Origin of the sequence: Actinosynnema sp. NPDC023794, assembly GCF_040639675.1 — a bacterium.
GTDB lineage: Bacteria > Actinomycetota > Actinomycetes > Mycobacteriales > Pseudonocardiaceae > Actinosynnema > Actinosynnema luteola.
Genome location: NZ_JBFAFR010000010.1, coordinates 38,692 through 52,259 on the forward strand (window position 1 = coordinate 38,692; position 13,568 = coordinate 52,259).

The 13,568-nt window shown below is 70.7% G+C and carries 12 protein-coding genes; 8 read left to right on the forward strand and 4 right to left on the reverse strand.

Translation table 11 applies throughout. The features are described from left to right. Positions 1-23 precede the first annotated feature (23 nt). Complete coding sequence (locus AB0H12_RS21685) at positions 24-1,961, reverse strand: FAD-dependent oxidoreductase (protein ID WP_499624674.1); 1,938 nt, start codon at positions 1,959-1,961, stop codon at positions 24-26. Positions 1,962-2,426: 465 nt separating this feature from the next. Here AB0H12_RS21685 and AB0H12_RS21690 point away from each other — a divergent pair, with 465 nt between their 5' ends. From AB0H12_RS21690 to AB0H12_RS21700, 3 genes are all read left to right on the forward strand, one after another. Then, entirely contained in the window at positions 2,427-3,587 is a 1,161-nt protein-coding gene (locus AB0H12_RS21690; protein ID WP_499624675.1) for a S1 family peptidase, read from the forward strand. Between the two features lie 300 nt (positions 3,588-3,887). Further along, positions 3,888-4,334, forward strand: coding sequence for a hypothetical protein (locus tag AB0H12_RS21695; protein WP_499624676.1), 447 nt, complete (start codon positions 3,888-3,890; stop codon positions 4,332-4,334). A gap of 40 nt (positions 4,335-4,374) precedes the next feature. Then, complete coding sequence (locus AB0H12_RS21700) at positions 4,375-4,563, forward strand: hypothetical protein (RefSeq protein WP_499624677.1); 189 nt, start codon at positions 4,375-4,377, stop codon at positions 4,561-4,563. A gap of 155 nt (positions 4,564-4,718) precedes the next feature. On the opposite strand, the gene AB0H12_RS21705 is transcribed toward AB0H12_RS21700, so the two are convergent. Next, complete coding sequence (locus AB0H12_RS21705) at positions 4,719-5,084, reverse strand: hypothetical protein (protein ID WP_499624678.1); 366 nt, start codon at positions 5,082-5,084, stop codon at positions 4,719-4,721. Between AB0H12_RS21705 and AB0H12_RS21710 the strand changes: the two genes are divergently transcribed. Then, positions 5,074-5,235, forward strand: a complete 162-nt coding sequence (locus AB0H12_RS21710; protein WP_499624679.1) for a hypothetical protein — start codon at positions 5,074-5,076, stop codon at positions 5,233-5,235. The two genes, AB0H12_RS21705 and AB0H12_RS21710, sit on opposite strands and share 11 nt — an antisense overlap. A gap of 234 nt (positions 5,236-5,469) precedes the next feature. Here AB0H12_RS21710 and AB0H12_RS21715 read toward each other — a convergent pair whose 3' ends face one another. Beyond that, complete coding sequence (locus AB0H12_RS21715; protein ID WP_499624680.1) at positions 5,470-6,567, reverse strand: ricin-type beta-trefoil lectin domain protein; 1,098 nt, start codon at positions 6,565-6,567, stop codon at positions 5,470-5,472. 631 nt (positions 6,568-7,198) lie between these two features. Between AB0H12_RS21715 and AB0H12_RS21720 the strand changes: the two genes are divergently transcribed. The 3 genes from AB0H12_RS21720 to AB0H12_RS21730 all read left to right on the forward strand — a co-directional run bounded on the left by AB0H12_RS21720 (position 7,199) and on the right by AB0H12_RS21730 (position 11,407). Next, positions 7,199-9,916 carry an RICIN domain-containing protein gene (locus AB0H12_RS21720; RefSeq protein ID WP_499624681.1) on the forward strand — a complete coding sequence of 906 codons (2,718 nt, stop codon included), beginning with the start codon at positions 7,199-7,201 and terminating at the stop codon, positions 9,914-9,916. 160 nt (positions 9,917-10,076) lie between these two features. After that, entirely contained in the window at positions 10,077-10,607 is a 531-nt protein-coding gene (locus tag AB0H12_RS21725) for a SigE family RNA polymerase sigma factor (protein WP_499624682.1), read from the forward strand. After that, positions 10,604-11,407, forward strand: a complete 804-nt coding sequence (locus tag AB0H12_RS21730; protein ID WP_499624683.1) for a hypothetical protein — start codon at positions 10,604-10,606, stop codon at positions 11,405-11,407. Before AB0H12_RS21725 ends, AB0H12_RS21730 begins: the two co-directional genes overlap by 4 nt. Before the next feature lie 110 nt (positions 11,408-11,517). On the opposite strand, the gene AB0H12_RS21735 is transcribed toward AB0H12_RS21730, so the two are convergent. Continuing rightward, entirely contained in the window at positions 11,518-13,005 is a 1,488-nt protein-coding gene (locus AB0H12_RS21735) for a hypothetical protein (protein WP_499624684.1), read from the reverse strand. 139 nt (positions 13,006-13,144) lie between these two features. On the opposite strand from AB0H12_RS21735, the gene AB0H12_RS21740 reads away from it, so the two are divergent. Beyond that, a complete protein-coding gene (locus tag AB0H12_RS21740; RefSeq protein WP_499624685.1) occupies positions 13,145-13,501 on the forward strand; it encodes a VOC family protein in 357 nt (118 codons plus the stop codon). Positions 13,502-13,568: the final 67 nt, after the last annotated feature.

The window sequence follows — 13,568 nt, forward strand, 5'->3', positions numbered from 1 at the left end:
GATGCGGACCGGCATGCCGCCGGTCACCCACCTCCGAGCCCGACCTGGGCCGCTCCCGGGGTGCGCTCAGGAGCGGACAGCGTCGTGGAGCCGAGCGTGCTCTCCAGTTGCTCCCACCGCGTGACCAGGTCCGACATCATCAGCATCAGCACGTCGGGGAAGGCGTGGAGGAAGCTCTGGTACCGGTAGTGGTCCAGGTAGAACACCACCACGTCGTCGCTCAGCGCCGTGACGGACGTGGTGCGGGCGCCGAAGAACAGGTCGTAGTGGCCGAGCAGGCCACCCCGGCCCAGGACCACGCGTTCGTAGATGCCGCCGAAGTCGACCTCGACCTCGCCGCCGGCGACGAGGAACACCCCGTGCGCGGCGTCGTCCTCGCGGCAGATGGCATCGCCCGCGGTGAACGGGATCTCGTCGAACATCGAGGCGAGCGTCTCCAGTTCGGAGTCGGCCAGCGAGGCGAACAGCCGCACCCCGTGCGGGTCGACGCCCTCGCGCAGGCACGCCACCCGCTCGGTCAGCTCCCGCTCGGTGATGTGCGTCATCCGCATGCGCGCGAAGCGGAGCACTCGGTCGGTGTTGCGCGTCCGGCGACGCGGGGTCCCGGCGCTCGGCGGGGTGTAGAGGGTGGGGTTGCCGCTGATCCGCGCGGCTTCCCGCAGGCCGGACTCGTAGGCGCTGTGCACGCAGCCCCAGTGGTAGGGATTGGTGCCCTCACCGGCGAAGTACAGCCGGTCGCCGACCGGTTCGGCGAGCGTGCCGATGTCCTTCGACGAGGAGTCGACGCCGATGCAGGTGTACGAGCCCAGGGCGAAGGGGTCGGACGACCACGCGGTGCGGGAGATGTGCTCCGGCGCGGGCACGGCGGCGCCGAACAGGTCCTCGACGATCGAGCCGGCGTAGGCGGAGACCTCCTGATCGGACCACGTCTCCGCCTCACGGCCGAGCGACGCGCCCAGCAGCATCACCAGGACCGGCTTGCCGTGGGACTTCCACATGCTGATGACGACCGTGGGATAGCGGTCGGTGTCGCGGCACAAGTAGCCGAAGACGTACTGCTCCGTCGGCCAGAAGGGTTCGCGGTAGTGCAGGGCGATCTTGTTGAGGGTGCCGAACCCCAGCCGGGCGATCGCCGATCGCTTGGCCGCGGGCAACGGCGGCTCGAAGCGCACCGCCTCGGACTTCAGCACCCCGAGCGGCACCGTCACCAGCACCCTGTCCGCCTCGAAGTCGCCCCGGTCGGTCGTGACCCGCACCGGCACGTCGCCGGTGTCGATTCGCCTGACCACGTGACCCAGCCGGACGTCCAGCCCTTCGGCGAGGGCGTCGACCACCGACTGGTAACCCTGGTGCAGGGTGCTGTCGCCGTAGCCGTAGACCAAGTAGCCGTCCTCCCAGAACTGCAGGGACAGCCTGTCGGCGTCCTCGGCGACGTCCTCGCGCAGGAGCACGTTGAGGTGGTAGCGGACCGCCTGCTCGTCCTCCGGCGGCAACCGGCGCTCGGCGAGGACCTCGCGCAGGGCCTCGCCGAGGGAGATGTCCGGTTGCTGCTCCTTGCGCGCGATCGAGGCCCGCCGCTCGATCTCGTGCAGCACGTCGTCGGCCAGTTCCAGGGTGCGGCTCTTGCGGCGGTGGTTCGTCGGGCGGCGGTCCGCGCCGAACAGGTCCAGGCTGTCGAAACCCCCGGTGTAGGCGCTGTCACCGCCCACGTAGCTGTAGGGGATGCCCAGGTCCTCGACCAGCTCGGTGATCGGGTTGCCGTCCGTGCCGTGGATCCAGTGCGCGCCCAGGTCGACCCCGTGCTCGTCGGTCCAGATCCGCCCACCGACCCGGTCGCGTGCTTCCAGGACGGTGACGGGGTGGCCGAGTTCACGCAGCGCCCGCGCCGCGGCCAACCCGGACATCCCCGCGCCCACGACGATGACACCGGGTAGACCGGGTGCGTCAGCTTTTCGTGACATCGCCAGATTTTCGGGCAGTCGACGCGGTCGCTGACAGACCCGGATCGAGTGCTTTCGATTGGTCCGTCCGAGTCGCCCGCGAGGGCTTGGCGGATTCTCAGTGGGCGTGCCCCCCGCAAAGTGCGGTGCCGGCCTGCGCGCCGGGGTTCGTTCCGGCACCGGCAGGCGCCCCGTCGGACCGAACCGGATGACGTTACCCGATCCGCGGTGGCCGAAAACTACGGAAGGACGAATTCGCCGATCGGCAACCACGCCGCACGATCGGAAAAATTCCAAGTGTCACGAACTGCGAAATAGCGGTCGGACGCCACCGACTCGGCGGTATCGGCGCATTGGGCCGGAATGTATCGTTCCGAATCCGCCGGGTTCCTCGACGGCGATACGGGCGGCACCGGGCTCCGCACGCACATCCCCGGTGACCGGCCGGAGCATTCCCCTGCATCTCTGTGTGAAAGGGCTGCCCAAGTGACTCCTGCACGCACTGCCCGATTAGCCGGCGCGGTCGTCCTCGCGATCGGCCTCGCCATTCCATCCCTGCCCGCAGTCGCCGCGCCCACCGGTGTGGCCACCACGTCCCCCACATCCGCACCGCGGGTCTCCCTCGGCATGGCCGAGGCGATGAAGCGCGACTTCGACCTCACCGCCGAGGGCGTCCAAACGCGTCTGGCCCAGGAGGAGAAGGCCCGCGGCGCCGAACTCGTCGCCCGCAAGCTCTACGGCTCGGCCTACGCGGGCAGCTGGTTCGACCCCGCGACGGGCAAGCTCGCCGTCGCGGTCGCCGGTGAGGCGGCCACCGCCAAGACCGGTCTCGACGTCGACGTCGTGCCGGTCGCGCACAGCTACGCCCAGCTCGACGCCGTCAAGACCGCCCTCGACCGGCAGGCCGCCAAGTCCGCGCCCGCCGGTGTGAACGGCTGGTACGTCGACGTGCGGACCAACACGGTCGTCGTCACCGTCAACCGGAACAAGGTCGACGCCGCCGTGAGCGCGTTCGTCGACGAGGCCAAGGCCCGCCACCAGGCCGTGCGCGTGGTGGAGGAGGACCACTCGCCGGTGCCGTACGCCGACGTCGTCGGCGGCTGGCCGTATTGGATCAACAACGCGGGCCGGTGCTCTATCGGCTTCGCCGTGTACGGCGGGTTCGTGACCGCAGGTCACTGTGGTGCTCCAGGCTCCCAGGCCACCGACCAGTACGGCGCGCTCTACGGCTACTTCGCCGGCTCCACGTTCCCCTACTACGACTACGCGTGGGTGCAGACCGTCGCGGGTGTGAACCTGTGGGGCTACATGGAGGGCTACAACGGCTACTGGTACTACGTGCGCGGTTCCGCGCAGGTCCCGGTGGGCTCCGGCGTGTGCCGCTCGGGCTCGACCACCGGCATGTGGTGCAACTACATCCAGGCCCGCAACCAGACGGTGAACTACCCGCAGGGCGTCGTCTACAACCTGACCCGGACGAACGTCTGCGCCGAGCCCGGCGATTCCGGCGGTTCGTGGCTCAGCTCGAACCAGGCCCAGGGCGTGACCTCGGGCGGCTCGGGCAACTGCTCCAGCGGTGGAACCACGTACTACCAGGAGGTCAACCCGATCCTGTCCGCCTACGGCTTGTCACTGGTCCTGTCCTGATCGCCTGATCGCCCGGACGTCCCCGTGGCGGCACCGACCCGGCGGGCCTTCTTCCCCACCCGAAGACCGGCCGGGTCGGCGCCTGCTCCGCGTGGCGCCGAGGGTTCCTGCCCGAACCGGGCCGGGCGCCCACCGGCTGATCCCGCGCCTCCGTCGGTTGCACCCGGTTTCGTTGCGACGGTTCGGGTTGACGCGTGCGGGGTGCTCGTCGAGGCGGAAAGTTCCGGTTCGGAGGTGGGGGCCGTGTCAGTACCGTCAGCGCACGTGAGCATTTGTGCGCGCACAGCGCGATTGCGACTGGTGGCCGGTGTGATCGGGCTGAGCGGCTGGCTTGTCGGGTGTTCGAGCTCCGCCGAGTCCGCGGACACGCCGGAGGGTGCGCTGGCCGCGCTGGCTCAGGCGACCAACGACCAGGATGACGACGCGATCAAGAAGCTGGTGTGCGCGGAGGAGTGGCGTGAGCAGTACACCTTCCGGAGCACGCTGGCGGAGATGGCCCGGTTGGACCCCAGGCTGGCCGACGTCAAGTACCCGGTTCGTGCGGTAGAGGTCCGCGACAAGACCGACACGACGGCCACCGGAGTCCTCGACCAGCTGCCGGTCGAAGGCATGCCGGGGCCGGACGACCTCTCCGACGAAGCCAGTGCCGCGCTGGACACCATGGCCGCCCCGATGCCGATCCGACTTGTCCGGGCAGGCGGTGTGATCAAGCTGGTCAAGGAGAACGGCGCCTGGACGGCCTGTTAGCCCGGATCGTTCGTGCGGGCGGTGGCCTCGCTCGAGGCTGATGTTCCCGACCGGATCGGCCGCGCTGCCCGCCTCCGACACGCAGATCGCCGGTGCGATCCAAACGTATCCGGCGGTGGCGACGACGGTGAAACGCGGCAATCCCGGCACTGCATCGGATCGCGGTCCCGGAACGTCCACCGGGCGACGACCGAGCGACATCCCCGACGAGCACCACCGCGTCGCCTGACCTGCACGGACGACATCCGGAATCGCGTCATCAGAGTTCGGAATCACGCATTCACGGGTTCCGAACGGCGTTGGCGAACTAGACCGATCGGGTCAACTCCACGTCGAATACCCCGAATGGTCCGCGCCCCGGTCGATTTCGACGATATACAGGAGTCACAAATCGTTCAGTGGCGCACCCGACCGCTTCGCGCCGCCGCACAAGGGGGAGAACATGATCACGCGAATTCGACAGGTACTGCAGGTTACGGTCTCACTCGGGGCGGTCGCGGCGCTGACCATGGTCCCGGCCACTGCCGCGACCGCGGCACCCTCGACGGCGAGCGTCACACTGGGGCAGACGTGCACCGGGCCGTTCAGCAACGTGTTCGCCTTCACCCTCAACGCCGCCACCGCGGTCCCGGCGGGGAGCACCTGGTCGATCACCGCCAGCCGCTCGGCCTCGCCGTGGTCGCTGCACGTGGGGTCGAGCAACCCTGCCGTGCAGACGTCGTCTGCCTCGCCTACCAGGGTGAACCTCACCGCTCCCGCCGGCGTGCCCGCCGGGACGGTGGTGACGCTGACCCCGTCCTACTTCTCGGTGCCCACCAGCAGTCCGGCCAACGTGCTGACGTTCTCCGGCTACGGCGGAAGCACCAGCGCTTCCTTCACCACCTCCAATCGCCCCTGCTGATCCGACCTCGCACGCGATGGCCGGGTTCGTCGCGGCCCGACGAGGTCGCACCGACCTCCGGTGGCCGAACTCCGTCGGATCCGGTCGCCGGTGCGCCCGGAGGCGATCCTGCGCCGGGACGTGCTCTTTCGACCTGGAAACCCCGCCGGGGGTGCGCGTCGCGTTCGTGCGACGTGCACCCCCGGTCACGGAATGCCGTTCGTCCAACCCGGTATCACCGGCACCCGATCGCGGTCAGGACCTCCACTGCTGGTTGCCCTGGCCCGAGCAGGACCACAGGACCAGTCGGGTGCCGTTGGTGGAACCCCAGCCGGAGGCGTCCAGGCACAGGTTGGACAGCGCGTTGGTGATCGTGCCGTCGGCGTTGACGTTCCACTGCTGGTTGGCACCGCCGTGGCAGTCCCAGATCGCCACCTGGGTGCCGTTGGCGGAACCCCAGCCGGAGGCTTCCAGGCACTTCGTGCCGTAGACCACCAGCTGCCTGCCGGAGGTGTAGGTCCAGTTCTGGTTCGCACCGCCGTGGCAGTCCCACAGCTGGACCTGCGTGCCGTTGGTGGTGGTCGCCCCCGGAACGTCCGCGCAACGGCCCGAGGGCACGCCGACGATCTGCCTGCCCGCCGGCGCGACGGGGTCGCCGATGCTGCCGGGCACGGCGCGCAGCGCGTTGTACCAGGTCGCGGCCATCTTGTCGTAGCCGGTGGCCGTCGGGTGGACGCCGTCGATCAGGTCGGCGGCGGTGAGCGCGGCGTGCATGTCGACCAGGCGCACGCGCTTGCCCGCGTTGGCCTTGCCCTGCACCATCCCGGGGATCGTGGCGTTGTACGCGCGCGCGGCGGCCTCCCGCGACTCGCCGCCCATCGGGATGATCGTCGCGACGAACACGTCGGCGTTGGGCGCGGTCGCGGTGATGCGGTCGACCAGGGCCGACAGGCGCGCGGGCGCGTTGGCCAGGTCGTGGTTCTGGAGCACGTCGTTGGTGCCGATGTGCAGCAGCACGGTTCGCGGGTTGGTGTTGCGCAGCCAGGTGACGACGTTCGCGTCGATCTGGTCGATGCGCCAGCCCGGGTGGCCCTCGTGGTCGTGGTCGCCCAACGACGCCGGGCCGTTGAACTCCGAGCCGACGAGGTCCACTCGGTAGTTCCCGCCCCCGAACCGCTGCCACAACCCGATGCGGTAGCCGCCCGGCACCTGCGTCCCCTCGGTGATCGAGTCGCCCAGCGGCATGACCCGAGTGCCACCGTTGGACTCCGCGACCGCCGGCGCGGCGGGCAGCAGCGAGGCGGTGATCACAGCGACGGCGCAGGCGATGAGCCGCCGCGATCTTGCCTGCATCATGTTCTCCCTGGTCGCTTAATACTGTTGCGTTAGCGCTCACATTGGAAGGTGGGGACAACGGCATGTCAAGAAGCAAATCCACTTGAGACGATCACCGCCGACCCGGAGGTCCTGGTGGCCTGACGACGGAACCGCCGGCAGAACTTCCGTACAGCCGGACAGACTGCGCGCTAGACGTCCGCTGCTGCCAGACAATCGCGTGCGTTGGCGCTAACGCCGGCGTCACACCCGAGGCGCGCATTTGATACGTTCCCGTCGTCTTAACAGGTTTACCGGTCTTGCGGCCATAAATCCGTGGCGTTAGCGTTCACATCCGCGCAGCGCGAGCCCCGAGAGCCCCAGCGGTGGTCGACCGCTCAGCGGCTTCAGCGCGTCCGTCGCGCTGACCGGGCTCGTCCGCACACGGGGGTGCCCCGCACCGCGAGTCCGCACGGCGGGAACGACGTCTGAAGAAGATCTTCGACTCGGCGGCAACCTTCTCGGCAGCAGCGGCAACTTGGGGGCAGTCCGATGAGGATCGAACGCCGGGTTGCCCGGTCCTGACCGCTGCGTGCTGCGCAGCGCGCTCGGGAGGCGTGGCGCCGCCCTGAGCCGTGTGCGAGGCACGGCAGAGTCGAGGAGTGCTGCTATGAGTGAGTCCGGGTCCGCCGACGGCCGGCGCGTGCGCCACGGCGGTGGCGCCGTGCCGCGCAGACGCCACCGCGGGCGTTGGACGGCGATCGCCGTGACGCTGGGCGTGGCGGCGTTCGTCGGCCCCTACCTGCTGTTCGTGCAGGATGACCCGGAGGCGCTGACGGTGGACGCCGCCGCCTACTACCAGTTCGTCTCCGTGCACAACGGCAACGCGCTGGACGTGGCCGGGGCGGACAACGCGGACGGCGTCCGGATCCAGCAGGAGAAGCTCGCCGCCGATGCCGCGAGTCAGCAGTGGCGGTTGAAGCCGGTGGACGGCGGCTACTACCAGCTGGTCAACCACAACAGCGGGAAGGTCCTGGGAGTGCGGACCGGCTCGACGGCGCCGGCCAACGTCGAACAGCAGTCGGACACCGGCGCCGCCACCCAGCAGTGGAAGCTCACCGAGGTCGGCGGTGGCGCGGTGAAGATCGTCTCGCGCGACAGCGGCATGGTCCTGGGCGCGAACGACGGCTCCGACGGCCAAGCGGTCGTCCAGTCCGCCGACCGGGGCGGCGCCGACCAGCAGTGGAAGCTGGCCAGGGCGGAAACCGCCGCCACGCCCTCGCCCCCCGCGGTGGCCGCCGCGCAGAAGCCCTCCCCCAGCACGTCCGCCGCGCCGACCACGACGTCCAAGCCGGCGGCCGGCCAGGGCGGTTACTCCTGGCGCAACGTCCAGATCGCGGGTGGTGGCTTCGTCACCGGCTTCGTCTTCAACCCCAACCGCAAGGGCCTGCTGTACGCGCGCACCGACATGGGCGGCGCGTACCGCTGGGACGGCAAGGCCGGCCAGTGGGTGCCGCTGACCGACTGGGTCGCGGACTGGAACATGCTGGGCATCGAGAGCGTGGCGACCGACCCGGTCGACCCCGAACGCCTGTACCTCGCGACCGGCACCTACACCAACGACTGGGCGGGCAACGGGGCGATCCTGCGCTCCACCGACCAGGGCAGGACGTTCCAGCGCACCGACCTGCCGTTCAAGCTGGGCGGCAACGAGGACGGCCGGTCCATGGGTGAACGGCTCGCGATCGACCCCGCGGACCACCGCACCCTGTACCTGGGCACCCGCAAGAACGGGCTGTGGCGCAGCACCGACCACGGCGTGACGTGGAGCCAGGTGGCCAGTTTCCCGGTCAAGGACGGCGGCAGCAGCGGTGTCGGCCTGTCCTTCGTGACCTTCGGACCCGCCGGCAGCAAGACGATCTACGTGGGCGCCGCCGACAAGACCACGTCGCTGTACCGCTCCACCGACGGCGGCAGCACCTGGCAGGCCGTGCCCGGCCAGCCCACGGGGCAGTTGCCGCACCACGGCGTCCTGTCGGGCGACGGTTCGCTGTACCTGACGTACACCGACGTCCCGGGCCCGAACGGGGTGAAGGCCGGTTCGGTGTGGAAGCACACGCCGTCCAGCGGGGCCTGGAAGGACATCTCGCCGATCCCCGGCACCAACTTCGGCTACGCCGGGCTGGCGGTGGACCCGCGGCGCCCGTCCACGGTGATGGTCACCACCCTCGACCGATGGTGGCCTTCGGACGAGCTGTACCGCTCCACCGACGGCGGCGCCACCTGGAAGGCCCTCGGGGGCACGTCCGTCCGGGACGCCTCCGCGGCGCCGTACGTCGGCACCGGCATCGGCCACTGGATGGGCGCACTGGCCATCGACCCGTTCGACTCCGGGCACGTCCTGTACGGCACCGGCGCGGGTCTGTGGGCCAGCCAGGACGTGACCGCGGCGGACAGCGGCGGCGACACGCACTGGACGGTCCCCGTCAAGGGCTTGGAGGAGACCGCGGTCCTGGGCCTGGTCGCGCCGCCCAGCGGCAAGCTGATCAGCGCGCTCGGCGACATCGGCGGATTCCGCCACGACGACCTGGACGAGGTGCCGGCCGCGGCCTCGTCCGGGCCACGCTTCAGCAACACGACCGGCATCGACTTCGCGCAGGCCGAGCCGAACGTCGTGGTGCGCGTCGGGTACGGCGGCGAAGAGCGCGGCGCCTACTCCACCGACGGCGGCGCGACCTGGACGCCGTTCGACGGGGCTCCGGTGAGCGCGGCGGGCGGCGGCACCGTGGCGATCTCGACGGACGGCGGCACCGTCGTGTGGACCGCGTCGGGGCAGGTGCCTTACGTCTCCACGGACCGGGGCAAGACCTGGACGGCGTCCTCCGGCCTGCCCGCGGGCACGGCCGTGGTCGCCGACCGCTCCGCGGCGGACACCTTCTACGCGCTCAGCGGCGGCACCCTGTTCGCCAGCACCGACGGCGGCAAGACCTTCGCCGCCCGTGCCGGTGGTCTCGGCGGGGGACGTCTCAAGGCGGCTCCCGGCAAGGCCGGCGACCTGTGGATCGCGGACGGCGGCGGGCTCTCGCGCTCCACCGACGGCGGGGTGAGCTTCCAGGAGCTGGGCAGCGTGCGGGGAGCCGCCGCCGTCGGCTTCGGCAAGGCCGCACCCGGTGCCGGTTACCACACCCTCTACCTCATCGGCACGGTGGACGACGCCACCGGGATCTTCCGCTCCACCGACGGCGGCGCCGCCTGGGTGAGGATCAACGACGACCGGAACCAGTTCGGCGGAGCCGTCGGCGGCGTCATCACCGGGGACCCCGAGGTGTACGGCCGGGTCTACGTGGGCACCAACGGCCGCGGCGTGCTGTACGGAGACCCGTCCTGAGCACCGGACGCGTCGTGTTCGTCGGGCCGGCGTTCGCGCCGGCCCGACGGGCGGTCACGGCCGGGCCGGCGGGGTGCCCGGCATCCGGAGGTGGTCATCGGCCACTGGTACGTTGCCGCCCTGGAGGGCGGATGGGTAGGGAGAGGCAGCCGAGAGAGACATGCTCCGTGATGACGCGTCGGCGGAGTTCCACGCCTTCTTCCAACAGCACTACGCCGAGCTGTCACGTCTCTCCTGTCTCCTGACCGGCGAGACGGACGCCGCCGACGACCTGGCCGCCGACGCCCTGATCGCCCTGTGGCAGCGCTGGGACCGGCTGCGCCAGGCCGAGCACCCGGTGGCGTACGCCCGAGGCGTGGTCGCGAACCTGGCGCGGGAGCGGATCCGCAGCGCGACGCGCGAGCGCCGCCGGATCGCGCTGTTCTGGTCACATCGTCCACAGCAGACACAGGGCCCGGACGTGGCCGCCGTGGTGGACGTGCGGGCGGCCTTGGGCCGGTTGCCGTTCCGCAAGCGGGCCTGCGTCGTCCTCCGCCACGCCTTCGACCTGTCGGAGAAGGACACCGCGCTCGCGCTGGGGATCTCGGTCGGCGCGGTGAAGAGCCAGACCTCGAAGGGGCTGGCCGAGTTGGAACGCATGCTCGGCGTGCAAGCGGCCGGGGACGTGGTAGCGGGGAGGAGGAGTCGGTGAACGAGGAGATCAGCAGGCAACTGCGGGAGGCCGCCGAGGCGCACCAGCCCGACCGCGGCCGGATCCTGGCACGCGTGGAACGCGGCATGGCCGGGGCCACCGTCCGCACCCGGGCACCCGGCATCGCACGGTCCTGGCCGAAGGTGGCGCTCGCCGGCGTCGCCGCGGCCGGAATCCTGGCCACCGCCGGCCTCGCCGTCGCCGGCATCGTCGGGACCGCACCGACGCACCCGGACAGCGCGACCAGTGCCGCTGCCGCATCCCCGAGCGGAACTCCCGCCCCCACCCACCCCGCTCGCACCACCGACACCCCGGCCCCGCCGCCCGCGCAGGGCCAGCCGGACCTGACGACCACCGGTCGGTCGACAGGTGATCCGAACTCGACTCCGCCCCCCGACGACCAGCTCTCGGACGGGCCGCTGTCGTCGAAGGGCTCGATCGATCCGAACAGCCTCGCCTACTGGACCCAGAACCGGCTCACCCTCACCACCACCCAGCCGCTCACCGCGCTCACCGTGGAACTGCGCATCACGCAGACCGGCGACGTGCAGCCCACCGACCAGTGGCAGACCGGCCCCGACGACGACTTCACCACCACCGTCCAGGAGATCGACGGCACGGTGGTCCACCGCTGGACCCTCAAACCGGACCGCACCCTGCCGGTCGGACAACACGCCTTCGCCGCTCAGTACAACCACCACAACGGCACACGCGACGCCCAGACCGACAGCTACGGCGCGCTAGCCACGGCCGCCGACGGCGCTCACGCTGTTTGGGGTGGCTTCACCCCCGCCGGGTGAGGACACACCCCGGCGGCGCCCTCACCCGGTCACGGCGCTCAGGTCGTGACCCCGCTGAGCCGGCCGCCGACCCGAAGGGGCCCCCGGTGCGGGGCCCCTTCGTCGTCACCTCACTGGGAGCCCTTGGCGCGGCAGCCGACACCGCCCTGTTCGGCCAGGCTCTTGGCGGCGGCGCTGACCGGCGAGTAGCGGATCCCGGCCACCACACCGAGCTCCTGCACGAGCAGCGCCTCCAACGCGGTCTTCGCCTCGGCGTTGGCCGTGCCGTTGGTCAGGAAGTACGCCTTGCCGTCCTGTCCGGTGACGAACTCGCCGTTGAAGAAGTTGTGCGCCCAACCGGCCTCCAACGTGACCTGGCGGACCTCCAGCCCGGCCCTCTCGAGGTCTGCCCGGGCGAGCGCCTCCAGGCCGCTGCGCAGTTCGAGCTTGGCGACGAGTTCGGTGTCCGTGCCCCCGTCGGCCACGGCGCCGCGCGCCGCCTCCAGTTCGGCCCGGCAGTCGTTGAGGACCACCCTGCCCTGGCCGACGAACATCAACCCCATGTCGAGGTGGAACTTGCCCGGCTGCTCCACGGGCACGACCTGCCCGGTCTCCAGGCCGAAGTCCTCGGCGATGATGCGCAGCACGTCGTCGTCATCGGTGAAGAAGTACTCCGCCCTGGTCGCGGCGATCGCGTCCCTGCCGACGAGGACGACCACCCGGCCGTCCGCGAGGTCGCCGGTCACGAGGTTGCCGCCCTCGCCGTAGAAGCGCAGGCGCCGCACGGGCCCCGCCCCGGCGGCCTCCACCGCCCGCGCGCGGTCGTCGCCGGTCGGGCTGCTGTTGACGGACAACCCCTCGGGCACCCAGTCGCGCACCCGCATCCGGTCGAAGGGCTTGCCCTGGTGGGCGGGATCGCTGATCAGACCTGCCCAGCGCTGCCGGCGGCCGGCGGTCAACCCCTCGGCCAAGCCGATGGGGACGAACTTCTCCAGCACCGCGACCTGGCCCGAGACCAGGAACTCCACGCTGTCCTCCGCCCACTTGGCGGGGTTGTACGCGGCTCTGAGCACCTCGACCCCGGCGCCGCCGAGCAGACCCGCGGACCCCAGGTCCGCGCTTCCCTGCTCGGTGGTGAAGATGTGGAGTCGGAAACCCAGCTCCTCGGCGCAGCGGACGAAGAACTCCACGTGCTGGTACTCGGTGTCGAAGCGGGTCCCGTCATCCCTTGTCGTGTAGTTCACGTGCAGCGCGCGGGTGTTGCCGGACGGTGTCTTGAGCTGCGAGTGCGACGCGTGCGGGGCGACGGCCGCCACCTTGCCCCGGATGACGACCTCGACCGCTCGGACGTCGTCGTCCCGGCCGATGTCGCGGAGCCTGTTCCGGAGGCTGTGCGCGTTCGACCTCGTCCACGTGTCGAAGCCGTTGGAGCGGATCCGCGCCACGATGAAGTCGAGGTCCCGGGCGACCGCCGGGTCCGCGATCTTCCTCCCCGCCACGGTTAACAGCCCGATGTGATCATCGGGCGTGTTGGCGTCCAGCACCTCGAGCTTCTTCGGTTCGTCCCAGTCCGTGTCCCAGATCACCACGCCGCGGGAGAAGGGTTTGGTCAACTGCATCTGTCACACCACCGAACGCTCGTCACGGGTTGTCACGGGGATGTCGTCGGCGGAGTGGCGATGGTTACCGATCGTGCCTGAACGTTCCCCGGCGTGATCCGGACGTAGATCGTCCGCAATCGCCCTTAGCATGACCGGCATGGCCGTCGCCCGCTTCCCCAGCATCGTCATCGACTGCCCGGACCCCGGTGCGCTCGCGAGGTTCTACGGCGCCCTGTTGGGTTGGCGGGTCGACGTCTCCTCCGACTGGGCCGAGGTCCGCGCGGAGCACGGCCAGTGCATCTGCTTCCAGCAGGTGGACGGGTACGCGCCGCCGGTGTGGCCGAGCCAGGAGTCGCCCCAGCAGATGCACCTCGACGTGACCGTCGACGACCTCGACACCGCCGAGGCGGCCGTGCTCGACCTCGGCGCGACCAAGCACCCGCACCAGCCCGGCACGTCCTTCCGGGTCTTCCTCGACCCGGCAGGCCACCCCTTCTGCCTCTGCGTGAACTGATCCGGCCGGCGACCCTCGAGCGGGGTACCCGGTCCTGGCCCGCGCGGGTGAGGGTGAAGGGCGGGCG